This window comes from Arthrobacter sp. SAFR-023, from assembly GCF_051965295.1.
Lineage (GTDB): Bacteria > Actinomycetota > Actinomycetes > Actinomycetales > Micrococcaceae > Arthrobacter.
The window spans coordinates 19,104-42,310 of record NZ_JBQCMF010000006.1; the positions used below are offsets into that span (position 1 = coordinate 19,104).

At 66.6% G+C, this 23,207-nt stretch carries 22 protein-coding genes; 11 read left to right on the forward strand and 11 right to left on the reverse strand.

Going from position 1 to position 23,207, the window contains the following annotated elements; all coding sequences use genetic code 11:
• Positions 1 to 46: 46 nt before the first annotated feature.
• Positions 47 to 2,491, reverse strand: coding sequence for a S8 family serine peptidase (locus tag ACTHQX_RS08025; RefSeq protein WP_440156696.1), 2,445 nt, complete (start codon positions 2,489 to 2,491; stop codon positions 47 to 49).
• 241 nt (positions 2,492 to 2,732) lie between these two features.
• On the opposite strand from ACTHQX_RS08025, the gene ACTHQX_RS08030 reads away from it, so the two are divergent.
• The 3 genes from ACTHQX_RS08030 to ACTHQX_RS08040 are packed head-to-tail and all read left to right on the forward strand — an operon-like array spanning position 2,733 to position 4,733.
• Complete coding sequence (locus ACTHQX_RS08030; protein ID WP_440156699.1) at positions 2,733 to 3,371, forward strand: SSI family serine proteinase inhibitor; 639 nt, start codon at positions 2,733 to 2,735, stop codon at positions 3,369 to 3,371.
• Positions 3,372 to 3,375: 4 nt separating this feature from the next.
• Entirely contained in the window at positions 3,376 to 4,332 is a 957-nt protein-coding gene (locus ACTHQX_RS08035; protein ID WP_440156702.1) for a 3-methyladenine DNA glycosylase, read from the forward strand.
• On the forward strand, positions 4,329 to 4,733 hold the full coding sequence (locus tag ACTHQX_RS08040) for a serine protease inhibitor (protein WP_440156704.1): 405 nt from the start codon (positions 4,329 to 4,331) through the stop codon (positions 4,731 to 4,733). The genes ACTHQX_RS08035 and ACTHQX_RS08040 overlap by 4 nt, the downstream gene beginning before the upstream one ends.
• 140 nt (positions 4,734 to 4,873) lie before the next feature.
• Here the strand turns inward: ACTHQX_RS08040 and ACTHQX_RS08045 are convergent, their stop codons facing one another.
• Both ACTHQX_RS08045 and ACTHQX_RS08050 read right to left on the reverse strand, forming a co-directional pair.
• Entirely contained in the window at positions 4,874 to 8,029 is a 3,156-nt protein-coding gene (locus ACTHQX_RS08045; protein WP_440156707.1) for a S8 family serine peptidase, read from the reverse strand.
• Positions 8,030 to 8,299: 270 nt separating this feature from the next.
• Positions 8,300 to 8,542, reverse strand: coding sequence for a hypothetical protein (locus ACTHQX_RS08050; protein ID WP_236806567.1), 243 nt, complete (start codon positions 8,540 to 8,542; stop codon positions 8,300 to 8,302).
• A 256-nt stretch (positions 8,543 to 8,798) separates the two neighbouring features.
• Between ACTHQX_RS08050 and purS the strand changes: the two genes are divergently transcribed.
• Genes purS through purL form a run of 3 tightly spaced genes read left to right on the forward strand, consistent with a single transcriptional unit; the run spans position 8,799 to position 12,206 of the window.
• Positions 8,799 to 9,050: a phosphoribosylformylglycinamidine synthase subunit PurS gene (purS, locus tag ACTHQX_RS08055; RefSeq protein WP_003798434.1), complete on the forward strand. Its 252-nt coding sequence runs from the start codon at positions 8,799 to 8,801 to the stop codon at positions 9,048 to 9,050.
• Between the two features lies 1 nt (position 9,051).
• Entirely contained in the window at positions 9,052 to 9,822 is a 771-nt protein-coding gene (gene purQ / locus ACTHQX_RS08060) for a phosphoribosylformylglycinamidine synthase subunit PurQ (protein WP_236806565.1), read from the forward strand.
• Entirely contained in the window at positions 9,822 to 12,206 is a 2,385-nt protein-coding gene (gene purL / locus ACTHQX_RS08065; protein WP_440156710.1) for a phosphoribosylformylglycinamidine synthase subunit PurL, read from the forward strand. Before purQ ends, purL begins: the two co-directional genes overlap by 1 nt.
• Positions 12,207 to 12,291: 85 nt before the next feature.
• Here the strand turns inward: purL and ACTHQX_RS08070 are convergent, their stop codons facing one another.
• Genes ACTHQX_RS08070 through ACTHQX_RS08090 form a run of 5 tightly spaced genes read right to left on the reverse strand, consistent with a single transcriptional unit; the run spans position 12,292 to position 14,539 of the window.
• The gene (locus ACTHQX_RS08070) at positions 12,292 to 12,585 is read right to left on the reverse strand and encodes a DUF503 domain-containing protein (protein ID WP_111904856.1); all 294 of its coding nucleotides are present in this window, start codon (positions 12,583 to 12,585) and stop codon (positions 12,292 to 12,294) included.
• A 21-nt stretch (positions 12,586 to 12,606) separates the two neighbouring features.
• On the reverse strand, positions 12,607 to 12,924 hold the full coding sequence (locus ACTHQX_RS08075) for a putative quinol monooxygenase (RefSeq protein ID WP_236806561.1): 318 nt from the start codon (positions 12,922 to 12,924) through the stop codon (positions 12,607 to 12,609).
• Between the two features lie 5 nt (positions 12,925 to 12,929).
• A complete protein-coding gene (locus tag ACTHQX_RS08080; RefSeq protein WP_236806558.1) occupies positions 12,930 to 13,580 on the reverse strand; it encodes a hypothetical protein in 651 nt (216 codons plus the stop codon).
• A gap of 13 nt (positions 13,581 to 13,593) precedes the next feature.
• On the reverse strand, positions 13,594 to 14,142 hold the full coding sequence (locus ACTHQX_RS08085; protein WP_440156714.1) for a DUF1990 family protein: 549 nt from the start codon (positions 14,140 to 14,142) through the stop codon (positions 13,594 to 13,596).
• Positions 14,135 to 14,539 carry an MmcQ/YjbR family DNA-binding protein gene (locus tag ACTHQX_RS08090; protein ID WP_236806555.1) on the reverse strand — a complete coding sequence of 135 codons (405 nt, stop codon included), beginning with the start codon at positions 14,537 to 14,539 and terminating at the stop codon, positions 14,135 to 14,137. The genes ACTHQX_RS08085 and ACTHQX_RS08090 overlap by 8 nt, the downstream gene beginning before the upstream one ends.
• Before the next feature lie 45 nt (positions 14,540 to 14,584).
• Here ACTHQX_RS08090 and ACTHQX_RS08095 point away from each other — a divergent pair, with 45 nt between their 5' ends.
• A complete protein-coding gene (locus tag ACTHQX_RS08095; protein WP_440156717.1) occupies positions 14,585 to 15,610 on the forward strand; it encodes an isopenicillin N synthase family dioxygenase in 1,026 nt (341 codons plus the stop codon).
• Positions 15,611 to 15,629: 19 nt separating this feature from the next.
• Here the strand turns inward: ACTHQX_RS08095 and ACTHQX_RS08100 are convergent, their stop codons facing one another.
• Entirely contained in the window at positions 15,630 to 16,055 is a 426-nt protein-coding gene (locus ACTHQX_RS08100) for a CoA-binding protein (RefSeq protein WP_440156720.1), read from the reverse strand.
• A gap of 286 nt (positions 16,056 to 16,341) precedes the next feature.
• Between ACTHQX_RS08100 and acs the strand changes: the two genes are divergently transcribed.
• From acs to ACTHQX_RS08120, 4 genes are read left to right on the forward strand one after another with little or no spacing between them, the layout of a single operon-like run.
• Positions 16,342 to 18,543: an acetate--CoA ligase gene (gene acs / locus ACTHQX_RS08105; protein WP_440156723.1), complete on the forward strand. Its 2,202-nt coding sequence runs from the start codon at positions 16,342 to 16,344 to the stop codon at positions 18,541 to 18,543.
• 11 nt (positions 18,544 to 18,554) lie between these two features.
• Complete coding sequence (sfnG, locus tag ACTHQX_RS08110) at positions 18,555 to 19,763, forward strand: dimethylsulfone monooxygenase SfnG (RefSeq protein WP_236806551.1); 1,209 nt, start codon at positions 18,555 to 18,557, stop codon at positions 19,761 to 19,763.
• On the forward strand, positions 19,763 to 21,115 hold the full coding sequence (locus ACTHQX_RS08115; RefSeq protein WP_440156726.1) for an O-acetylhomoserine aminocarboxypropyltransferase/cysteine synthase family protein: 1,353 nt from the start codon (positions 19,763 to 19,765) through the stop codon (positions 21,113 to 21,115). Before sfnG ends, ACTHQX_RS08115 begins: the two co-directional genes overlap by 1 nt.
• Complete coding sequence (locus ACTHQX_RS08120) at positions 21,112 to 21,606, forward strand: CoA-binding protein (RefSeq protein ID WP_440156728.1); 495 nt, start codon at positions 21,112 to 21,114, stop codon at positions 21,604 to 21,606. Before ACTHQX_RS08115 ends, ACTHQX_RS08120 begins: the two co-directional genes overlap by 4 nt.
• 263 nt (positions 21,607 to 21,869) lie before the next feature.
• Here ACTHQX_RS08120 and ACTHQX_RS08125 read toward each other — a convergent pair whose 3' ends face one another.
• Positions 21,870 to 22,661 carry a hypothetical protein gene (locus tag ACTHQX_RS08125; RefSeq protein ID WP_440156730.1) on the reverse strand — a complete coding sequence of 264 codons (792 nt, stop codon included), beginning with the start codon at positions 22,659 to 22,661 and terminating at the stop codon, positions 21,870 to 21,872.
• Positions 22,658 to 23,206, reverse strand: coding sequence for an RNA polymerase sigma factor (locus ACTHQX_RS08130; RefSeq protein ID WP_440156732.1), 549 nt, complete (start codon positions 23,204 to 23,206; stop codon positions 22,658 to 22,660). Before ACTHQX_RS08130 ends, ACTHQX_RS08125 begins: the two co-directional genes overlap by 4 nt.
• Position 23,207: the final 1 nt, after the last annotated feature.

The following is a 23,207-nucleotide window of genomic DNA, read 5'->3' on the forward strand; positions in this document are numbered from 1 at the left end:
CGGCGTCGTCCGTCCTGGACCAACTGCGCTCCTTGGACCAACTGCACTACGGCACCGGGCGCACCGCCACCGGTGAACGGACGGTGTTGTCGCCTGACGTCCACGTCAGGGATCCGGTGGAGTACGCGTTCAGCGGCGCCCCAGCGGTAGTGAACGTGATGGTGACCGTGGCACTTTCACCCTCCGCCAGCGTCACTTCTGCCGGACTGACAGTGGCCGTAATACCCGGAAGGGTGATCGCTGCCTGATAGGTTCCCGCCGTGACCGCCGTGACCCGCCGGGTGACTGTCTGGCTGCCGGACATGGCTCCCAGTGCCACCGAGGGAAGGTTGACGTCCTTGGCCGCGATGGGGGCGACGCCAAGGTCGATTCCCTGTCCCTGGAGGAAGCCCATCCAGTCACTGATGCCGGCGTCGTAAACGAGTCCCGGGGAGTCGAACCGGGCGGGATCAACATGGCCGGCGCCCTGGGCAAAGACGTTATGCACTTTGGCGCCGGCCGCGTTGACCAGGTCGTAGGCCGTAGTCATGATGGCTGACTTCACGGCGGCCGGGGACCACTGCGGGTTCTTGCCGAGCAGCAGGGCTCCCGAGCCGGCGATGTGCGGCGATGCCATCGACGTGCCGGACAGGAAGCCGAAATTCTCGCCCTTGAATCCTACGGGCGAAACAGCGGCAAGCACTGCCACGCCAGGAGCCGCAACGTCAGGCTTGAGCAGATCTCCGTTGGATGCCAGGGTGGGTCCGCGTGAGGAGAATTCGGCAATCTGCGGCACCGCCGGGGGTTCGGCTCCGGTGGTGTCTGTCGCCTTGAGGTTTGCCGTCATGCCCGGAGTTGCCGCCACCAGGTCCTTGATCTTCGGGTCGCCAGTATGGACCGTGGGGACACTGTGCAGATCGGCGTCGAGGGAGCCCGGCGTCAGGTTGACCAGGACCATGCCCACACCGCCGGCGCGCTTGACCTCGGCGCTCTTGTCAACGCGTGCCACAACGCCGCGGTCGCAGACCACAATCTTGTCCGCAACCTTGGCCGGGTCCAGGGAGTTCGGCGCGCACAGCGCCGCATCTGTAGCTAGCGCGGCGGCCGCTTTCACGTCCACGGCCAGCACGATCGGCTTGGAGTCAACCTCGCTGCCCATGACACTTGCGCCGGCGAACTTGCTGCCGTCCGACAGTTCCGCGGTTCCGCGCAGCGTGTTGTCGAAGGTCGAGGCGGCCACGCTGGTGATCCAGGGTCCGGCGTGGTTGACGGTCGAGGCCACCGGACCGGAATTGCCGGCGGAGGCGGCCACAAAGATCCCTGCGGCCGCGGCGTTCAGGAACGCGAGCGAAACGGCGTCGACAGTGGAGTTGTTGTTTCCCGAGATGGAGAAGTTCAGCACGTCCACGCCGTCGAGGACGGCATCCTGGATGGCGTTAAGAATGTCCGACTCAACGCACCCGGTAGCCTCCGGAATGGAGCCTTCCCAGCAGACCTTGTAAACGGCAATCTTGGCCGCCGGCGCAACGCCTGAGCTCTTGCCAAAGTCCCGGCCGCCTACCGTCTGGGTGACGTCACTGTTGCCGGCTGCGGTGCTGCCCGTGTGGGATCCGTGGCCGTTAACGTCCAGCGGCGAGAACTTCTCACTCGGGGACCGGAATTCCGGGGGGACCGCCGCCTTGTAGGCCTTGTCGTAGAACCTGGCGCCGATGACCTTGCTGTTGCATTCCGTGCCGTCGAAACCGTCGCCGGCCACGCAGTTACCAACGAAAGTTCCGCCGTTGGCCTTCCGCATTGCGATCACGTTGCCCTGGAGGCGGTACGGCACGCCGACGTCCGGGGTGCCGGACAGCGGATCAACGGTGTCCCCCGCAAAGAACGGGTTGTCGGGCGTGTAGCCGGTGTCCACCACGCCCACGACGACGCCCTTGCCCGCCTCACCCGTGCCGCCGAACTGCTGGTCCCACACGCCGTTGCCGCCGGGAAGTCCAAGGAAGTCGGTGCTCGAGTAGTCCGGCTTGCGCATGCCGTCCGGGACCACGGCCAGCACGCTGCTGTCACCGGCGAGCGCCTTGGCCTGCGCCGCGGAAAGTACAGCGCTGAACCCGTTGAGGGCCAGGGTGTAGCTCCTGTTGATGGTCACGCCCTTGGATGCCGCCGCCCGCCGCTGCTTGGCCCTGAGATGAGTATCGTATTTGCGGGAGTTGGGGCCGGAGGGGTTCAGCTTCTTGCCTTTCGGCACCGCCGTGCCCGGGATGCCCGGGACGCCACCGGAGTAGGTGGCCAGCGGCTTGTCCTTGAGCATCACGATGTAGTGGCCGTCGTCGAGCGGCGACGCCGCCGGCCGGGCGGCGGTTGGCTGGAGAGCAGCCGGCTGCGCCGATGCAGCTACTGGAGCCGCCGCCGTCGGTCCGGCGAGGCCCTGGCCGATGACCATGGCAAGGGATACGGCGAAGATGGCCGGCAGCCTACTGCCGTGTCCGGGGCGGGTAGTGGATTGCTGAGGGATCATGGGGGATGCCTTCCTTGGTTCAGGACCTGTAGACCTTTGGTCCCACGAACTGGACGCTCTGCCCCCCATGGGCGTCATCACTATTTGGTTATGCCGCGCACCCGTTGATGTCAGAAAGATACCGCGGACGCCCCCAAGAATCGATACCCTTCCGTTAGCAATTGCCGGGTACCGTTATCGGGCTGTACCGGACGGCCCGGGGCCCCGACGGTAGAATGGGAAAAACTTGAGGAGACCCGGCATGCGCAAGCAACTGATTTCTGTGCTGCTCGCCCTCGCAGCGACGGGCGGTCTCGCAGCCTGCACCCCGAACACCGGAACCGGCCAGCCTTCGGCCACCCCCGGGACCACCACCGGCTCGCCTGGGACGCCATCGCCCGGGACTTCTTCACCGGGCACCGAGAGACCGGGCACAGAAACCCCCGGCACCGGCACTCCCGGTACCCCGGCGCCAGGCTCCACACCGCCCGACGCCGAAACGACCGTCCCGGCGCCCGCACCCTCTGCCGCTTCTCCCCTGCCGTCCGGACCGGGCGCCGGCGATGCCGAACTGTCCATCACGGTCAAAGCGTCGAAGGACGGAAAGGCCGCCAATTACACGCTGGTCTGCAAGGGCGGCGCGCCAATGGCGGAAAGCCAGCACCCCACCGCCGCAGCAGCCTGCGCGTCGCTGAAGGACAACGCAGCCATCGTGAACCCCGCGGCGCCGTCCAAGGGCATCTCCTGCACGCAGCAGTATGGCGGGCCGCAGGTGGCCACCGTGACGGGCGAAGTCAATGGCACTCCTGTGGAGACCTCCTTCGCCCTGCGGGACGGCTGCCAGATCGGAGCCTGGAACGCCGCCAAGGACATCCTCGGTGCTGCAGGCGGGGCTCTCTAGCACCGTGGCAGGTACTGCATTGACGATCCCCGCCGCCCAGGTCCTCCCCCCTGCTGCCTGGAGGGGACGGGAAGCCGCGCACGTGCGCCGGGTGCGCCGTTACGCCGATCCCTACCTTGCCCGCCGCTCCGCGGGGCGGAAGCATCCCGTGGAGGACTTCCTCTTCACGTACTACACGCAAAAGCCCGGCCAGCTGCTGCGCTGGCATCCCGGCGATGGTGCGGTCCTTTCCGGAACGGAGGCGGCTGCCCGCAAGGACTGGAAATTCTACAAAGCGCTCGACGGCGGTGAGCTGGCCAGCGCGGGCCTCCCGCCCGGCGGTACCGCGGTGGTGTTCGACCGTCAGTCGTTCCTGGCCGAACGGCGCGAGGCCGTCCTGTTTGCCCGGATCATTCTGGCCGGAACGGCCGCGCGGCCGGCGCAGTTCGGCTGCTTCGGCCTGCACGAGTGGGCCATGGTCTACCGGCAGGAGAAGTTCGAGCTGCGCCACGAGTACCTTAAGCTGCGGCTCGGCGGTGCGGGCACGGACAAGGTGGTCGAGGACAACAGGATCCGCTGCTCGCACTTCGACGCGTTCCGGTTCTACACACCCGACGCCGTGCCCCTGAACGAACTTTCCCCCAGCCGGGAGAACCAGCGGACCATGGAGCAGCCCGGCTGCCTGCACGCCAACATGGACCTTTACAAGTGGGCGTACAAGCTCTCCCCTGCCCTGCCCAGCGAACTCGTCATGGACTGCTTCGAGCTGTCCTGGCGGGTGCGGGCCATGGACATGCAGGCCTCCCCCTACGACCTCACGGACTGGGGTTACCCCGCCATTCCGATTGAGACCCCCGACGGCAAGGCTGCCTACGTGGAGCAGCAGCGAGCCTTCTCGGCGGAAGCCCAGGAGCTGCGCGGCAGGCTCATGGCCGCCCTCGCGCCGCTCTTCGGCAGCCTCGGAACGGAGACCGAACGATGAGCGGCACACCTCCGTTCCCGGGCGCAGGCCCGGACGTGGCCCTGCCTCCGGACGCAGACCTTGAACTGACCGTCGCCCTCACCCACGCCCCGGGCGGCCCCGAACACATCTTTGTCCTGGTCAGCCGTTCCGGCCTACTGGTGGAATCAAACCTGCCGGATCCCGCGGCGGCGGTTGCCGCCGTCGGACGCTTCGGCGAACGGATCTTTTTCCCCGAACCGGGCCCGCCCAGGCTGTGCACCCAGCAGTACGGCGGCCCCCAGGTGGCCGTGGTCACCGGCACTTTCAACGGCCGCACCGTGAACTCGCGGTTCTCCATGACGGACGGTTGTGAAATTGCCCGTTGGCGTGCGCTGTCCCCGCTGCTGGGCGGGGTGGCAGGGTCCACGGGCGCCATCTGAGCCCCTGCGAGATCAGCGCTGCCCCGGGGTGCTCGAACAGAGGGATGGCACGGCGAAGGCCGACGGGATCCTGGCAATTTGCGCCATGCCCGCCGGCCTTCGCTGTGGGGCCCCTTCGGGAGCCGCGTTCCGGGACCTTCCTAGATGGAGTTATCCGGTGACCGCGTCAGGTCCTGGTTCTGGACCTTCCCCCGTTCCTTCTTTTTCTTCGGATCTTCCGAAGCCGGTGCGACCGCGACGGCGCCGCCCTCCGCCACCACGACGCTCACGAACGTCGGGGCGCTGGCCCCGTCGAAGGTGATCCGCCCGATGTAGGAGCCGGGCGCCAGGTTTTTCCAGGTGAGGGCGAGCTTCCCGCTGAGCCCGTTCGCAAGGCGGACCGGATCAGGAGTCACGGTCGCGTTGCCCTCATTCGCCCCGAGGACCGCAGCATCCACCGAGGCCTTGGTGGCCTGTTGGTCGGGACTGTCGTAGAGATTCACGAACATCTGGTAGGTACCGGCAGCAGGGTTCGGAATCGAAACAGACTCGCTCGCCGAGGCCGTGGCGACCACAATTGCCTGCCCGTCCGGCGTGACCACCACCATGTCGAAGTCGGCGTTCTCATCCGCGGAAATCACGGACAGCTTGGCCAGGGGCACGCCGGCCGGAACTTCCACCGTCTTGACGAAGTTCGAGGCGTCGGCCTCGTACCGGAAGGGACCGGGTACGAGCTCGATGGCCGAGGAGTCCGCCTTCGACAGGCCGTCGAGTGTCACGTTCGTGCGCGAGTTCGACCCCGAGACGATGCCGATGTTCCCGGAACCGTTGGCCCCTTGGGAGGTGAACGCAATGTTCTTAGGCGCAACCACCGACTGCGGCCGCACCGCAATGGGTGAGGTCACGCTCTTGTTGGCACCCCGCCACGTGAGGGAACCCGCGGCGAACTCGCCCAGCTTGGCGCTCTGGTTTTCAAAGGCCACCTTGAACGTGCGCTTCTCGCCCGCCGCGCTGAAGGACAGGACCGACGGCGTCACCGTGACCTTCACTCCGGGCACGCTGGCCTTCGCGCTGTACACACCCGGTGTCAGGGCGGTCACCGTCCGGGTGACCTCGATCCTGCCGGCCAGGTTTCCGAGCGAGAAGGACGGGACGTTCATGTCGCGGGACCGCGTGCTGCCAAGCCCGGGCATGCCAAGGTCCATGCCGGTTCCCTGGATGAACCGCAGGTAATCGTCGGTGGTGGCGTCGTACACGAGGCCCGGATCCAGGACGCGGGCGGGGTCGACCTGTCCCGCGCCGGTGGCGAGGACGTCCGTGTTCTTGCTGCCGTCTGCGAGCTTGACGTCGCTGGCGGTGGTCATCATGGCCGACTTCACGGCGGCCGGGGACCAGGTGGGATTCTTGCCCAGGATGAGGGCACCGAAGCCGGCCACGTGGGGCGACGCCATGGACGTGCCAGACATGAAGCCGAAGTCGTCGCCGCCGGCACCGATCGGAGAAACACCGGCCAGGACGGCGACGCCGGGTGCGGCCACGTCGGGCTTCAGCAGGTCAGAGTCGGTAGCGAGGAGCGGTCCGCGGGAGGAGAAGCCGGCGATCTGCGGCTGCGCCTCTGCGGGCAGTCCCGTGGTGTCCTTGTTGACCAGCGAGACCGTGATGGCCGGGTTCGCCGTCACCTTGGCCTTGATGGTTTCCGTGGCCGGCGGATTCACGTGCACGGTAGGGACGGAGTGCTTGTCGGCGTCGAGCGATGACGCGGCCAGGTTCACGAGGATCATGCCCACCCCGCCGCCCCGCGCAACCTCGGCGCTCTTGGCCACCCGGTCGTAGACGCCCCGGTCGCAGACCACCACCTTGCCGGCGATCTTGGCCGGGTCGAGGGAGCCTGGGGCACACAGTGCAGGGTCGGCGGCCTGTCCGGATGCTGCACTGGCGGCGAGCACAACGCCCGCGCCGGAAACTTCGCGGTTCATGATGCTGGCGCCGCGGAACTTGCTGCCGTCGGAGAACTCCACGGTGCCCTGCAACTCCTGGGAGAAGCTGCTGGCCGCAACGGTGGTGACCCACGGCTCGCCGTGGTTCACGGTGCTGGCTTCGGGGCCGGAGTTGCCCGCGGAGGTGGCCACGAAGATGCCAGCGGACGCTGCGGACAGGAACGCCATGGACACCGGGTCCGTCGTGGTGGACGTGGTGCCCGAGATCGAGTAGTTGAGGACATCCACGCCGTCGAGTACGGCCTGGTTGATGGCGTCGACAGCGGCCGAGGTGTAGCAGCCGCCCGTGCTGGGATCGTTGTCCTCCCAGCAGATCTTGTAGGTGGCAAGCTTGGCGGCCGGTGCGATGCCGCCGGTCAGGCCGAAGCTGCGGCCGTCGACGAAGGTCTCCACGTCGACGTTGCCGGCCGCGGTGCTTGCCGTGTGGGTTCCGTGGCTTCCCACGTCCACCGGCGAAACCAGTTCCTCCGGCGCCCGGTCCTGCTTGGGCACGGAATCCTCGAAGGCGTCGGAGAAGTACCTGGCACTGAGGACCTTGGAGTTGCAGGCCGTACCGTTGAACTCTTCGCCCGTTTGGCACTCGCCCTCGAAGGTGCTGCCGTCTGCTTTCAGCATCGCGATGTTGCCGCCGGCAGTGCGGTAGGGAACGCCTACCTGCGGGTTGCCCTTGAGCTGTGCAACCTCAGTGCCGGCGAAGAACTGGCTGCCCGGCGTGTAGCCGGAGTCGATGACGCCCACCACAACACCCTTGCCGGCGCCGGCCTTTCCGCCGAACTGCCTGTTCCACGTGCCATAGGCTCCGCTGAGCTTGAGGAAGTCCGTGGTGGAGTAGTCCGGGGCCTGCTGGGTATCGGGTGCCACCGCGAGGACCTCAGGGTTCTTGGCAAGGTTCACGGCCTGGTCGGCGGTAAGCCTGGCGGTGAAACCATTGAGTGCCGCCGTGTACTTGCGGCGGATCTGCACGTTTTCCTTCTGAGCCAGCGCGGCCTGTTTCGCCTCCAGGTGGGCCTGGTACTTGCGTACCTCTGCCCGGTCGGCGTCGAGTTTATGGCCGGACCGCGGCTTGGTGGCCTGCAGGCCCGGAGTGCCGCCCTCGTAGGTGGCGGCGGGCTTCTCGGTCAGGACCACAATGTAGCGGCCGGCCGAGTAGTCGTTGGGGTCAACGTTCTTTTGCTGTGCGGCCGTCGCCGCAACCTGCGACGGCGCCGCGGTTGCCGGCAGCGCGCCGACCGACGAAAGAAGCAAAGGCAAGCCGACAGCCAGTGCCACTGCTTTCCCGGCCCCCCGGCTTCGGAATAAGCTTTTTCCTGCTGATTTCACGAGTGGTTGGAACCTTTCCTAAGGAACAGCCCCGGCTACATTGCCGGGCGCAGGCGGCAACGACACGTGAAGATGACAGGTCCTGTCGATCCCAGCAATCGTCGACCGATCCCCACAGTACCTACTGAGAGCCGTATATGACATAGGCCACAATCCACCAATTTACTTTTTTGTCACTGCCCTTGACGCTCGCATCAAAAAGCAGCGGCGGGCGCCCGAAAAGGGCACCCGCCGCTGCGAGTTGAAGTCTGTGCTGCCGCCTGGCGGGAGCTACTGCCGGGGCGTGCGGACCACCTCACTGATCCACTGGCGCGTCTTCTCGTCGACCGGACCGGCCACCCGGTCACCGCCGGCAGCGCCTCGGCCAGCACGGCGCCCAACCCGGTCCTGGCCGGCATTGTTCTGGCGGGCCGCGCGGTCGGCTTTGATCTTCTGGAACACCATCCTTCCGAGGCCGGCGAACACGGCGACGGCCATCACAGGCAACAGGACGGATTTCGAATTCTCAGCCATTCCGCAATCCTACTGAGCGTGCCCCCGGCGGGCCAGAGCCGGCGTCGTTCTTCCCGCTCAGTGGCGTCCGCCGCACCGGATACGAAAGTGGTGCGCTGCGGCCGGTAGAATAGGCATGCAAGCTCGCGGAGCGCCCGTCCACACCATGCCATTTGAATGCCCTGCCATTTGAACCGGGCAGGCAATTTCAGGAATGGCGTGAGACGGCACCACTCCGCTGCGCCCTTACCCAATGCACACGCACAGGAGTTACCGGATGCCCCGGATCGTTGTCGACGTCATGCCCAAGCCCGAGATTCTGGACCCCCAGGGGAAGGCCATCGTGGGAGCACTCCCCCGCCTGGGCTTCACCAGCTTTAGCTCTGTACGCCAGGGCAAGCGTTTCGAACTGACCGTTGACGGCGAGGTGACCGAGGACATCCTGGCCCAGGCCCGCGATGCCGCCGAAACCCTGCTGTCCAACCCGGTGATCGAGGACGTCGTGAACGTCGAGGTCGTCGAGGCCTGAGATGACTGAACTTCCCCTGATCGGCGAGGCAATCGCCGTCGCCGCCGAGCCGCGCTTGGCAGGCGCGAAAATCGGCGTCGTCACTTTCCCCGGAACCCTGGATGACCGGGACGCTTCCCGTGCGGTCCGGCTCGCGGGCGGCACGCCGGTGGAGCTCTGGCACGGAGACTCCGAACTGGGCGACGTCGACGCCGTCATCCTGCCGGGCGGCTTCTCCTACGGCGACTACCTGCGCGCCGGCGCCATCGCGCGCTTCGCCCCGCTGATGTCCAAGATCATCGACGCCGCCAACTCGGACGCCAAGCTGCCGGTGCTCGGCATCTGCAACGGCTTCCAGCTGCTGACCGAGTCGCACCTGCTGCCCGGCTCCATGATCAAGAACGACCACCTGAAGTTCATCTGCCGCGACCAGGTGCTGCGGGTTGAAAACAACAGCACCTACTGGACCGGGGACTACGCCACGGGCCAGGAAATCACGGTGCCGCTGAAGAACCAGGACGGCCAGTACATCGCGGACGAGAAGACCCTCGACGCCCTCGAGGCGGAGGGCCGCGTGGTGTTCCGCTACGTGGGCTTCAACCCGAACGGCTCGCGCCGTGACATTGCCGGCATCTCCAACGCCGCCGGCAACGTGGTGGGCCTCATGCCGCACCCGGAGCACGCCGTGGAGGTGGGCTTCGGCCCCGAGTCGCTGGACGGTATCGGCGGGTCCGACACCGAAGGCCTCGGTCTCTTCACCTCGGTACTGAACAAGATTGTGGGAGCGAACTAATGACCGAGATCTCACGCCCCACGGGCACCCTAACCTCGCACGCTCGGCCAGGGAACCCTGCCAGTGTGGACCCCAGCTCGATCACCGAGACCAAGAAGTTCAACATCGACACCGTCGAGCACGCGGCCAAGACGCCGGACACCGAACTGCCGTGGGCCGAACTCGGCCTGAAGCAGAACGAGTTCGATGAGATCGTCAAGGTCCTGGGCCGCCGCCCCACCGGCGCGGAACTCGCCATGTACTCCGTGATGTGGAGCGAGCACTGCTCCTACAAGTCCTCGAAGAACCACCTGCGCCAGTTCGGCGACAAGGTGACCGACGAGATGAAGAAGGACATGCTGGTGGGCATCGGCGAGAACGCCGGCGTCACCAACCTGGGCGACGGCTGGGCCGTGACGTTCAAGATCGAGTCGCACAACTCGCCGTCGTTCGTTGAGCCGTACCAGGGTGCCGCCACCGGCATCGGCGGCATCGTCCGCGACATCATCTCGATGGGCGCCCGCCCGGTTGCCGTGATGGATCCGCTCCGCTTTGGCGCCATCGACCACCCGGACACCGCCCGCGTCATGCACGGCGCGGTCGCCGGCATCGGCGGCTACGGCAACTCCCTCGGTCTGCCGAACATCGGCGGCGAGATGGTCTTCGACTCCGTGTACCAGGGCAACCCGCTGGTCAACGCCTTAGCCGTGGGCGTCATGCGCCACGAGGACATCCGCCTGGCCAACGCCTCCGGCAAGGGCAACAAGGTGGTCCTGTTCGGTGCACGCACCGGCGGCGACGGCATCGGCGGCGCCTCGGTGCTCGCCTCCGAGTCCTTCGACGACACCAAGCCGTCCAAGCGGCCTGCGGTCCAGGTGGGCGACCCGTTCGCCGAAAAGGTCCTGATCGAGTGCTGCCTTGAACTGTTCAAGGGTTCGCTGGTTGAGGGCATCCAGGACCTCGGCGCCGCGGGCATTTCCTGCGCCACGTCCGAGCTCGCCTCCAACGGCGACGGCGGCATGAACGTCGAACTGACCTCTGTCCTGCTGCGCGACCCCACACTGACCCCGGGCGAGATCCTGATGTCCGAGTCGCAGGAACGCATGATGGCCGTGGTGACGCCCGAGAACGTCGAGGCCTTCGAAGCCGTCATGGACAAGTGGGCCGTGGAGTACGCCTGGCTGGGTGAGGTGACCGACAGCGGCCGCCTGATCATCACGTGGGAAGGCGAAGTCATTGTCGACGTCGACCCGCGCACCGTGGCCCACGACGGTCCGGTCTACGACCGCCCGTTCGCCCGCCCCGAGTGGCAGGACGCCCTCCAGGCCGACTCCTTCACCGGGTCCGCCCAGGACGCCGGCCGCCCCTCCGCCCCGGCGGAACTGGCCGCGGCCGTCACGGAGCTCGTCGCTTCGCCGAACATGTGCGACAAGTCCTGGATCACCAACCAGTACGACCGGTACGTCGGCGGCAACACCGCCTTGGCGTTCCCGGACGACGCCGGCGTGGTCCGCGTGGACGAGGAATCCGGCCTGGGCGTTGCCCTGGCCACCGACGCCAACGGCCGCTACACCTACCTTGACCCGTACCACGGCGCCCAGCTGGCACTGGCCGAGGCCTACCGCAACGTAGCCACCTCCGGCGCCGTGCCGATGGCCGTCAGCGACTGCCTGAACTTCGGTTCCCCCGAGGACCCGGACGTCATGTGGCAGCTGGCCGAAGCCATCCGCGGCCTCTCCGACGCCTGCATGGTGCTGGGCATCCCCGTCACCGGCGGCAACGTCTCGCTGTACAACCAGACTGGCACCACGCCGATCCACCCCTCCCCGGTGGTGGCAGTGCTGGGCAAGCTCGACGACGTTGCCCGCCGCACGCCGTCGGGCTGGCGGGAAGACGGCGCAGCCATCTACCTGCTGGGCACCACGGCGGCAGAGCTGGACGGCTCCGAATGGTCCAACCTGCGCGGCCACCTCGGCGGTCTGCCGCCCAAGGTTGACCTCGAGGCCGAGCGTGCGCTGGGTGAGATCCTGATCAACGCGTCCCGCGACGGCATGGTGGACTCGGCCCACGACCTCTCCGAGGGCGGCCTTGCCGCGGCCCTGGTGGAAGCGTCGCTGCGCTACGGCGTGGGCGCCCGGATCGCGCTGCAGGATGTCCTGGACCGCGACGGCGTGGATCTCTTCACCGCGCTGTTCTCCGAGACCCAGGGCCGCGCCGTCGTGAGCGTTCCGCGCTCCGAGGAAGTCCGCTTCAAGGACATGTGCACCGCCCGCGGCTTCGAGCACCTGCGCATCGGCGTGGTGGACGCAGCCAGCGGACAGTTGGAGATCAACGGCGTGGACACCCTCTCGCTGGACTCGCTCCGCGAAGCCCACGAGGCCACCCTGCCGAAGTACTTCGGCTAATCCCCACCGCCCACATAAACCAACGCGGGGTCACTTCCCGCCCAATAATCCCCCCGGATTGGGCGCGAAGTGACCCCGCGTTGCTTTAATCCTCGCTGTGGATCTCCCGCTGCCGGGCGCTTAGCAGCTCCAGTTCCGGACGGTAGGCCACGAAGCGTTCGACGGCGGTGAGCACCTCCACGAGGTGCGCGCGGTCTGCGGCGACCAGGCCGGCGCCGATCCTCGTGCGGCGGTACTGGTCGTGGTCCCCCACCTCGGCCACGGAGACGTCATAGCGCCGTTTGACCTCGGCCAGCAGCGGCCGAACAACAGACCTCTTCTCCTTGAGGCTGTGCACGTCGCCGAGGAGGATGTCGAACTCGATCCAGCCGATCCACATGCACACAATGCTATCGAGTGCTCAGATCGTGAGTTCGCCCATCGCGTCCCAGCCGTCGCCGTCGAACTGACGGCTGATGATGCGCGGGGTCTCCGCGAGGGCCTGCGGCATGTCCGCCATGGCCTTCTTGAAATGGGCGCTGTTGACATGGTCCCCGGCGGCATCGTCCTTGAACGCTTCGACCAGGACGAACTCGTTGGGGTCGTCCACACTGCGGGACCAGTCGAACCACAGGTTGCCGGGCTCCTGGCGGGTGGCCTCGGTGAAGTCAGCCACGAGGCCGAGCCATTTGTCGGACCAGTCTGGCTTGACCTTGAACTTGACGACGATGAATATCACGGGATTTATGCCTTTCCTTGGGTTTGTGCGTTCTGTCCGGAGGAGAGTGCCTGCTCGCACTCCTCGATGGCCTCGCGGGCATACTTCTGCTGGGCCGGGGTTCCGACGCGTTCGGCCCACTGCTCGGCGAGCTGGAACTCCACGAGGGCCTCGGTGAGCCGGCCCGCTCCGTGCAGGGTCCAGCCCAGGTTGTTGTGCAGGGCCACCATCCAGCGCTTGGTCCGCTCGTCGTGGACCGTCGAGGCGTACTCCAGGGCGCTGCGGGTCCAGAGCTCCGCGTGGGCGGAGTCGGCGATGGCCAGCATGTGCAGTGCGTCCACGGCCAGGAATTCCTCGCCAAGGTGGTCGCCGAGCTCGGCCGCCTGCTCGAACAGCGGCACCGCCATGGCCGCGTGCCCGCTCGAGTTCAGGACCCTCCCGCGCTCCAGCAGGACGCGGACACCAACCGTCGGCTCGTCCCCATCAATTGAGTCGAGCAGGGCGTCGGCCTCTTCGAAGCGACCCTGGAGCCCGATGGCCCGCCCCAGCTGCGTGGAGAGTTCGGCCCGTTCGTCGGCGTCGTACCGCGGGTCGGCCAGCGCGTCCCGAAAACGCTGCTCGGACAGCTTCGGATCCTCGAAGTTCCACAAAAGGTCAAGGCTCTTTTGGTCCAGCATGTACCTCTCCTGATCAGCTTTCACCTGCGGCGAGTTGCCGTGCACCTTCAATGTAGCGGGAAGTCATGAGGCGCTGCGCACGGCGGGCCAGCGCGCCGCCGGCAGCGTAGAACCAGTTGGACGGCCGGCTGAACGCAGTGATGCTGAGGTACACCCTGCCTTGGGCGTCAATCTCGGCCTCAAACGACTCCTCGCCGCGCACCGGGTGGCCAGGCAGGGAGCCATAGCCGAAACCGGCCGACTGCGGTCCGCCGCCCGGCACGGGACGGTGCACCCACACCACCTCGCAGGGGGCATTGAGGCGGAAGGGCCCGACGCCGAATCCGCTCACCACGCGCGCGCCGGGAACGACGACGTCGGACTCGGTCCGGACGCGCAGCCCGGACCGCCGCTGCAGTTCCCAGGCCAGTATCCCCCGGGCCACCCGGTGGTAGACGTCCGTCCCCTCGCCGAGATAGGTGCGGGACGCCACCCGGCGGTAGCCTGCCGGGTGCCCGCCGCGCTCGGTGGCGCCGATCTCGGCGTAATTGAGGGCACCACGTGCCAGCCGCTTTTCAGCCATCGCGCACCTGGCCGGCCCAGCCCAACTGTTCCCGCTGCTTCCGGCTCAAGGACGCGACCACAAGATCGTAGGAGTCCTCCACCATGTCCCGGACCATGTCGTCCGGCAGTCCACCGTCCAGCCGGACGCCATTCCAGTGCGTCTTGTTCATGTGCCACGCCCCGGTGATCTCGGGATGAACGGCCCGGAGCTGTTCTGCCAGGGCAGGCTCGCACTTGAGGCTGACCGACCAGTCATCAGGATCCATGGTGGACGCGGCGAACATCTTGGCCTCCTGGCGCGCCCCGCCGGACACGGCCGACCTGACCTTGAATACCGACGTTTCGGGCCCGAACGGGAAGTCCTCGAAGGCGCCCGGAAACGACAGGCAGATCTTTCTCAGCGCGGCTTGATCCATGCTGCGAGCCTACAAACCCTTTCCGGGCGGTGCTAGTCTGCGAATATGGCAGCTGCCCGGGAGACCATACCTGTACTGGATCTCGGCTCCTCCCGCCGGGGCGACGGTACATTCAATCCGGAGTTCATCGAGGAGCTCCGCAATGCCACGCACCGCGTCGGTTTCTTCCAGGTCATCGGCTACGGCGGTGCACCCGGCCAAGCCAAGGAGCTGCTGGCGACGATCAGGGGCTTTTTCGACCTGCCCCTCGAGGAACGCATGAAGCTGGACAACCGGCTGTCCCGGCATTTCCGTGGCTACACCAGGATGGGCACGGAGGTCACGCAGGGAAGGGCGGATGCACGCGAGCAGATCGACTACTCACCAGACCGGGAGCCCGTGGAGGACTATCCGCCCGAGCAGCCGTACTGGCTCCTGCAGGGCCACAACCTGTGGCCAGAGTCCATGCCGGAACTGAAGCAGGCGGCGATGGCCTGGGCCGAGCTCATGTCCAAGGTGGGGGCGGAGCTCATGCGGGCCATCGCCGTGTCCCTCAAGCAGCCGGAGAACTATTTCGACGAGCCGTTCGGGGATACCCCCGCCTGGATGGGCAAGCTGGTCCACTACGTTGGCGGCGTAGTGGAAGCAGCCGGAGACCAGGGCGTGGGCTCCCATGCGGACTACGGATTTGTGACCCTCCTGCTCCAGGATGACGTGGGCGGCCTCGAAGTGCTGCCTCCGGGCGCCAGCGCATGGGCACCGGTGGAACCCATCCCCGAAGCGCTGGTGGTGAACCTGGGCGAAATGCTCGAAGTGGCCACCGAGGGGTATTTGGCCGCCACCATCCACCGGGTCAAAGCTCCGCCGCCCGGTGTGGACCGTTACTCGGTCCCGTTTTTCTGGTCGCCCCGTCTTGATGCGGTGATCGATCCGGTGCCCCTCCCGGCGGAACTCAAGGCCCAGGCGCGCGGCATCTCAGACGACCCCGCCAACCCGATGCTCGCCTCGTTCGGCCTGAACATGCTCAAGGGCCGGATGCGTGCCCACCCGGATGTGACCGAGCGTCACTACCCCGGGCTGATGAGGTCCTGACCCGGAGCCTCCGCACAGGCTAGATGCCCACGCGCCACCCTTCGCGGGCAGGGCATGAATTCACGACGACGTCCAGCCCGGCGGCCTTCGCGCGCTCCACGGCGGCGTCGTCGAACACGCCGAGCTGCAGCCACACTGCCTTGGCGCCGACGGCGATGGCCTCGTCGATGACGGGCCCCACCTTCTGGGAGTTGACGAAACAGTCCACGACGTCGATCGGGTGCTTTTCCGCCGGAATCTCGGAGAGGGAGCGGTAGCCCTTCTCTCCGTGCACGTCGTCGCCCGGCAGGTTAACCGGGATGATCTCCATGCCCATGCGGTCGCGGACAAACAGCGAGACGTCGTACGCCGAGCGCCACTCATTCCGGGTCAGGCCAACGATCGCCCAGGTGCCCTTCGTTCGCATGAGTCGGTCGACAACCGCCGGATCGTTTTCGTGAGCCATGCCTCAACTCTACTCCTGCCGTACTTTTGCGGCCTTTTCCGAATATGTGGATGACGGGCAGCGAACGTGGGCCGTGATGAACGAATATTACAGCTCCCCAGACGCCAATTTTGAGAAATCCTGCAACTCGGCTCTAGTAGATAGTGACCATCCCGAGCGGCCGAGAGACCTGGATCGATGAAGCCGCAGCAACCCCGGTGACGTGAGACGACCATTCCCACGTCACTGTTCTTCCATTCCGGCGGAGGACCAGGGGTGCTACTGCCAGGACCGATGGAGTGCTGCAATGACACCAAAGAATACTTCTGCCCTGCCCACCCTTGCCCGGATCCCATCCGAGGCAACCCCACGAACCACTTCGGACGCGACGGCGAACGAAGCAGGGCTGCGTGACGCGCCCGGCTCCTTCAGCGGCTCTTCGGGATGGTCCTCGACCGAGCCAACGGACGGCGCAGTGCACGGCGTCCCCACCGACGGGCCGGCGCGTCACAGCGGCACCACCCCCATTGTGGACGCCGGCAATGTTGCCTTCTGGGAGGAACAGGCCCTCCGGCTGGACTGGGCCGAGCGCCCCGGCGGCCAGGAACCTGGCACCCAGAACCACGGCACCCACAAGCCTTGGCACACGGCGCACAGCTGGCGGCCCGCCGACGTCGAAGCCGGCCGTGGGCCGGAAATCAAGTGGTTCGACGGCGGCAGGCTGAACGTCGCGTACAACTGCGTGGACCGCCACGTCGCCGCCGGCCGCGGGGACAAGGTGGCGCTCTTCTTCGAGGGCGAACCGGGCGACCGCCGCGCTATCACCTACGCCGAACTGCAGGGTGAAGTCTCCAGGGCCGCCAACGCGCTGCTGTCCCTCGGCATCACCAAGGGCGACCGCGTGGTCATCTACCTGCCGGTAATTCCGGAAACGGTCATCATCACCCTCGCCGTGGCCCGGATCGGCGCCATCCACTCCCTGGTGTTCGGCGGATTTTCCGCCGAGGCCCTCCGGTTCCGCGTCGAGGACACCGGAGCCAAGCTACTGGTGACCACCGACGGCCAGTTCCGCCGCGGCGTCGCGGTGCCGGTCAAGGACAACGCAGACGCCGCCGTCGCCGGGGACAACGCCATCGAGCGCGTCCTGGTCATCAACCGCACCACGGCCCCCGACGATCTCGCAGCGGTCCCCATGACCGCAGGCCGCGACGTCTGGTGGCACGACGTCGTCGAACCCGCCTCCGACGTGCACGAACCGGAGGCGTTCGACGCCGAGACTCCCCTGTTCATCATGTACACCTCCGGCACCACGGGTAAGCCCAAGGGATTGGTTCACACATCCGGCGGCTACCTGACCCAGGCGTCGTGGAGCTTCGAGCACCTGTTCAGCAACCCGGACCCTGCGCTCCGGGACCAGGATGTGCACTGGTGCACCGCCGACCTCGCCTGGGTCACCGCGCACACCTACGAAATCTACGGTCCGCTCTCCAACGGCGTCACGCAGGTGATCTTCGAGGGCACGCCCAACACCCCGCACCCGGGCCGGCACTTCGAGATCATCGAACGCTACGGCGTCACGCAGTACTACACAGCGCCCACCCTGGTCCGCTCACTCATGGGCTGGTTCCCGGACGGCGTCCCGAACAGCTACGACTTCTCCTCCATCCGTTTGCTCGGCACCGTGGGAGAGGCCGTTAACCCGGAGGCGTGGCGCTGGCTCCGCGACAACCTGGGGGCGGGGTCCGCCCCGGTGGTGGACACCTGGTGGCAGTCCGAAACCGGGGCCACCATCATGTCCCCCGCGCCCACGGACACCGAGTTCAAGCCCGGCTGCGCCGCCCGGCCGCTGCCCGGCGTCAGCACGCGCGTGGTGGACGAGGCCGGGAACCGCACCGCACCCTGGGTACAGGGCTTCATCGTCGTGGACCAGCCCGGCCCGGCAATCGCCCGGACAGTCTGGGGCAACCCGCGCCGCTACTTCGACTCCTACTGGAGCCAGTACGCGGAGCAGGGCTGGTTCCTTGCGGGTGACGGCGCCAAGTACGACGACGACGGCGACATCTGGATCCTGGGGCGGGTGGACGACACGCTCAACGTCTCAGGCCACCTGCTCTCCACGATCGAGATTGAGTCCGCCCTCGTCACCCACCCGGATGTGGTGGAAGCGGGTGTCTGTCCGGTGGCCGATCCCAAGACGGGGCACGCCGTCGTCGCGTTTGTTGTTTTGAAGAACGGGGTTTCGGCGAGCTCAACCAGCGAAACCCTCCGCAACCACGTTGCCAAGGAAATCGGCCCGATCGCCAAGCCACGCGACATCGTCGTTGTCCCCGACGTACCCAAGACCCGCAGCGGCAAAATCATGCGCCGTCTGCTGACCCAGCTTTTCGAGGGAACCGCGCTGGGCGACACCACCTCACTCCAGAACGAACCGGCCATTGCCGGTATCCAGAAAGCGCTACACAGCCGCGCTGCCGCCGTCCCCGGAAACCCCAACTCCGGGCAGAAGTAAAGGAACAATTCATGAATGACATCAGCAACGTAGCCCGTCTTTCCGAACCGCTGAAGTTCGCTTACTGGGTGCCGAACGTCTCCGGCGGCCTGGTGGTCTCCACCATTGAGCAGCGCACCAGCTGGGACTTCGACTACAACAAGAAGCTGGCCCGCATCGCGGAGGAATCCGGTTTCGAATACGCCCTGACCCAGACCCGCTACGCCGCCTCCTACGGGGCGGACAAGCAGCACGAGGCGACGTCCTTCAGCCTCGCCCTGCTCGCCGCCACCGAACGTCTCAAGGTGATCGCCGCCGTCCACCCGGGCATGTGGCACCCCGGCGTGCTGGCCAAGTACATCATCACCGCCGACCACATTTCGAACGGCCGAGCCGCTGTCAACATCGTTTCCGGCTGGCTGAAGAACGAGTTCACCAACTTTGGCCTCGAATGGCTGGAGCATGACGAACGCTACGTCCGCACCGAGGAATTCATCAGGGTGCTGCGCGGGCTGTGGACCGAGAAGGAGTACAGCCAGGCCGGCAAGTACTACAACATCACGGACTTCACCCTGAACCCTGCCCCCGTGGACGTTCCGGGCCGCGCCCACCCGGAGATCTTCTTCGGCGGAAACTCCACGGCGGCCCAGGCCACCGCAGGCCGCGTCGCCGACTGGTACTTCTCCAACGGCAAGGACCTTGAAGGCTTCAAGGAAAACATCGCCGGCGTCGTCGCTGCTTCGGGCGAGACCAAGCGCGGCACGGAAGGGCAACTGGCCGCCCCAAGGTTTGGCCTCAACGGCTTCGTCATTGCGCGTGACTCGGAGAAGGAAGCCCGCGACACCCTCCGCGAGATCGTGGAGAAGGCGCACAAGCCGGCGGTCCAGGGCTTCCGGGACGCTGTGCAGGAAGCCGGCGCGTCCACCAAGGACGGCAAGGGCATGTGGGCTGACTCCAAGTTCGAGGACCTGATCCAGTACAACGACGGCTTCAAAACGCAGCTGATCGGCACCCCCGAGCAGATCGCCGAGCGCATCGTCGAGTACAAGAAGATCGGCGTGAACCTGTTCCTGACCTGCTACCTGCACTTCCAGGAGGAGGTCGCCGCCTTCGGCCAGGACATCCTGCCCATCGTCCGGGAACTTGAGGCCGACCTGGCCCGCAAGCATGGCGCCGAGCTGGACCTGTCCCAGACGCCGGTGGCTTCGGCGGGTTCAACCACCGGGCTGGTGACTGTCTAGTGGCTGACCGCAAATTCGGATTCCGCACCCGCGCCCTGCATGCCGGCGGCACTCCCGACGCCGAGCACGGCGCCCGTGCCGTTCCGATTTACCAGACCACGTCCTTCGTATTCAAGGACACCCAGGATGCCGCCAACCTTTTCGCGCTGCAGAAGTACGGCAACATCTACTCCCGCATCGGCAACCCGACGGTGGCCGCGTTCGAGGAGCGCATCGCCTCGCTGGAGGGTGGCATCGGCGCTGTTGCGACGTCGTCGGGCATGGCCGCGGAGTTCATCACCTTCGCCGCCCTCACCCAGGCCGGTGACCACATCGTCGCGGCATCCCAGCTCTACGGCGGCACGGTCACCCAGCTCGACGTGACCCTGCGCCGTTTCGGCGTAGACACCACGTTCGTCCCCGGCACCGACCCCGCCGACTACGCAGCGGCCGTCCGGGAGAACACCAAGGCCATCTTTGTCGAGGTGGTGGCCAACCCGTCGTCCGAGGTCCAGGACCTGGCGGCCCTGGCAAAGGTGGCGCACGACGCCGGCATCCCCCTCGTCGTCGACGCCACCTTGAGCACGCCGTACCTCGTGCGGCCGATTGAGCACGGCGCGGACATCGTGATCCACTCCGCCACGAAGTTCCTCGGCGGCCACGGCACCACCCTGGGCGGCGTCATCGTGGAGAGCGGCCGGTTCAACTGGGGCAACGGCAAGTTCCCCACCATGACCGAACCTGTGGCCTCGTACGGCAACGTGTCCTGGTGGGGCAACTTCGGCGAATACGGGTTCCTCACCAAGCTGCGCTGCGAACAGCTGCGCGACATCGGGCCAGCCCTCTCCCCGCAGTCCGCATTCCAGCTGCTGCAGGGCGTCGAAACCCTCCCCCAGCGCCTGGACGAGCACCTGAAGAACGCCCAGGCTGTGGCCGAGTGGCTCGAAGCCGACGAACGCGTGGCTTACGTGAACTTCTCCGGACTGCCCTCCCATCCGCACTTCGAGCGGGCCCGGAAGTACCTGCCGCTGGGGCCGGGTTCCGTGTTCTCCTTCGGCGTGAAGGGCGGCCGGGCAGCCGGCCAGAAGTTCATCGAGTCCCTGCAGCTGGCCTCGCACCTGGCCAACGTGGGCGACGCCCGCACCCTGGTGATCCACCCGGGCTCGACGACCCACCAGCAGCTCAGTGATGAGCAACTGGAATCCGCCGGCGTTCCTGAGGACCTGGTCCGCATCTCGGTTGGCCTGGAGGACCTCGAGGACATCCTCTGGGACCTGGACCAGGCGCTCACGGAAGCGCAGAGCGCCACGGCGGGTGGCGCCGTCGTCCTCGAAGAAACTGCTGATTCCTGCACGATTGGAGCACGGTCATGAGCAACACTGAGCGAACCTGGGCCGGCCCGTCCGCGCCGGAGCGTTTGAACCTGCTGCGTGAAGCTAAGTCGATTGCCATCGTGGGCGCCTCGGACAAGCCGTCCCGGGCGAGCTACTTCGTGGCCACCTATCTGCAGTCCTCGACGCGGTACAAGGTGTACTTCGTGAATCCCGTGGTCAAGGAGATCCTCGGCCAGCCCACCTACGCCTCGCTGGCGGACCTGCCCGAAAGCCCGGACATCGTGGACGTTTTCCGCAAGCACGATGACCTTCCGGGTGTGCTGGACGAGGCTGTGGCCGCGGGTGCCAAGACCCTGTGGCTGCAGCTCGGCTCGTGGCACGAGAGTGTGGCACAGGATGCCGAGGCCGCAGGACTGAACGTGGTGATGGACCGCTGCGTCAAGATCGAGCACGCCCGTTTCCACGGCGGGCTTCACCTGGCCGGGTTCGACACGGGAGTGATCTCCTCGAAGCGGCAGGTCCTGGCCTAGCAACAGCGCCTGGCATCAGGGCCTGGAAACAGGCCAGCAGGACCGGAGAGATAAAAAATGCCGGGCTGGATATTGATGGGGGACAACTTCCAGCCCGGCACTCTCACTTCGGTAATCGACGGGGAACCCGAAAGGGTTACGCCGATTCCAAACCTTTTCAAAAAACTTTTTTGCGCCCCCCCTTCCTTCAGTTTTTGTCCACGTATCGCGACTTCGGCGGCCATTTGCGGCCAATAAGTGGACAAAAACTCGGGCGGCTCCCTCTACGGCGTGCCGGGGACCGGCTTGGCCGGGACGGTCGGCATGCCGCCCGGCAGCGTGGGCACTGCCGGCAGCGGCTTGGCCGGAAGCTTGGGAGCCACGCCGGTTCCGGGGACGGTGGGCAGCTGGCTGGGCCTGCCCGGGGCCGGGGCTTGGCTCTTCGCCGCGTTGCCGGAGGAACCGTTCGCGGCCGATGGATGGGATGATCCCTTCTCGGCAGCCGGGTCCGTCTGGACGGGCGTCACGGGTGCCGACGGCGAAGCAGCCGTTCCGGTAACCGATGGCTGGGGTGCAGCAACAGTCGGCGTCGGAGCCGCCGGAATGCCGGCGGGCGACGTGGGCACCGGCGTCGGCGCGGTTGTCTCGCTGGTCGGCTGGAAGATTCGGACCACGGTGTGGCCTACGCTGTTGCGGAAGTCCTCGCTGGAGGCTGCGACAGCGCCGGCCCCAAGCCCCATGGCACCGACCACTGCGGCGCCCACCACAAAGCCCATCCGCCGCTGCCGGTTGCGGCGGTGAAGTTCAAGGCTCGCCACGTTGGAGGCGGCGCGCCGCATGGCCGGGCCCGGGGCGGGCCTGTCTGACGCGGGTATGTCTGAAGCTGGTGCACCGTGTGCTGATGCCCCGTGTGCGAGCAGGGCGGCGAGATCGGCCCGCGGCTGGGGTGCGGAGTCCTGGGCGAGCCCGCGCAGTTCTTCAAGGGACCTGCGGAGATCGGCGTCGTCTTCGAGCCCGGAATCCAGGAGGATCGCCTGGATCTCTCCTTCTTCGCGGCCTGCCGGCATGACACTCATGATGCTGCGTGGTCCTTTTCCTTGACGAGTTCGCGCAGGGTTATCAGCCCGCGGCGCTGGAGCTGTTTGATGGCCCCGGGGGTCTTGTCCATGATGCCGGCCACCTGTTCCACCGAAAGGTCCGCGACGATCCGCAGGACCAGCACTTCCCGCTGGTCATCGTTGAGCATGGCAAGTGATGAAGTGATTCCGCCCAGTGAACCGAGCACCTCGTCCTCGGCGGAACTCGACCGGCGCTCATCCAGGAGCGGGTCGAATTCAGTAAGATGCGGCGTCCGCGCGGACCGGCGGTGATAGTCCACGAGGCGGGCATGCGCCACGGAGAAGATGAAGGTCCGCAGCCCGGAGTGGCCGCCCCTGACATTGCTGAGCTTGGGCAGGACATCCACGAAGACGTCCTGCGTGAGGGCTTCGGCGTCGTCCACCCCGCGGGCCCGGAAATAACCGAGGACGGCAGGGGAAATGATGCTGTAGACGGCGCTGAAGCCGGAAGGGTCGCCAGACAGGGCTGCTGACAATTCGTCGTCGGTCAGCTGAGCTGCCAAG

Coding starts and splice junctions, on each gene's coding strand:
- ACTHQX_RS08030 (WP_440156699.1), top strand. CDS start 2,733: ATGCGCAAGCAACTGATTTCTGTGCTGCTCGCCCTCGCAGCGACGGGC.
- acs (WP_440156723.1), top strand. CDS start 16,342: ATGACACCAAAGAATACTTCTGCCCTGCCCACCCTTGCCCGGATCCCA.
- ACTHQX_RS08085 (WP_440156714.1), bottom strand. CDS start 14,142: ATGGCTGAAAAGCGGCTGGCACGTGGTGCCCTCAATTACGCCGAGATC.
- ACTHQX_RS08120 (WP_440156728.1), top strand. CDS start 21,112: ATGAGCAACACTGAGCGAACCTGGGCCGGCCCGTCCGCGCCGGAGCGT.
- ACTHQX_RS08125 (WP_440156730.1), bottom strand. CDS start 22,661: ATGAGTGTCATGCCGGCAGGCCGCGAAGAAGGAGAGATCCAGGCGATC.
- ACTHQX_RS08080 (WP_236806558.1), bottom strand. CDS start 13,580: ATGCTGGACCAAAAGAGCCTTGACCTTTTGTGGAACTTCGAGGATCCG.
- sfnG (WP_236806551.1), top strand. CDS start 18,555: ATGAATGACATCAGCAACGTAGCCCGTCTTTCCGAACCGCTGAAGTTC.
- purQ (WP_236806565.1), top strand. CDS start 9,052: ATGACTGAACTTCCCCTGATCGGCGAGGCAATCGCCGTCGCCGCCGAG.
- ACTHQX_RS08050 (WP_236806567.1), bottom strand. CDS start 8,542: ATGGCTGAGAATTCGAAATCCGTCCTGTTGCCTGTGATGGCCGTCGCC.
- ACTHQX_RS08100 (WP_440156720.1), bottom strand. CDS start 16,055: ATGGCTCACGAAAACGATCCGGCGGTTGTCGACCGACTCATGCGAACG.
- purL (WP_440156710.1), top strand. CDS start 9,822: ATGACCGAGATCTCACGCCCCACGGGCACCCTAACCTCGCACGCTCGG.
- ACTHQX_RS08040 (WP_440156704.1), top strand. CDS start 4,329: ATGAGCGGCACACCTCCGTTCCCGGGCGCAGGCCCGGACGTGGCCCTG.
- ACTHQX_RS08090 (WP_236806555.1), bottom strand. CDS start 14,539: ATGGATCAAGCCGCGCTGAGAAAGATCTGCCTGTCGTTTCCGGGCGCC.
- ACTHQX_RS08095 (WP_440156717.1), top strand. CDS start 14,585: ATGGCAGCTGCCCGGGAGACCATACCTGTACTGGATCTCGGCTCCTCC.
- ACTHQX_RS08025 (WP_440156696.1), bottom strand. CDS start 2,491: ATGATCCCTCAGCAATCCACTACCCGCCCCGGACACGGCAGTAGGCTG.
- ACTHQX_RS08070 (WP_111904856.1), bottom strand. CDS start 12,585: ATGTGGATCGGCTGGATCGAGTTCGACATCCTCCTCGGCGACGTGCAC.
- purS (WP_003798434.1), top strand. CDS start 8,799: ATGCCCCGGATCGTTGTCGACGTCATGCCCAAGCCCGAGATTCTGGAC.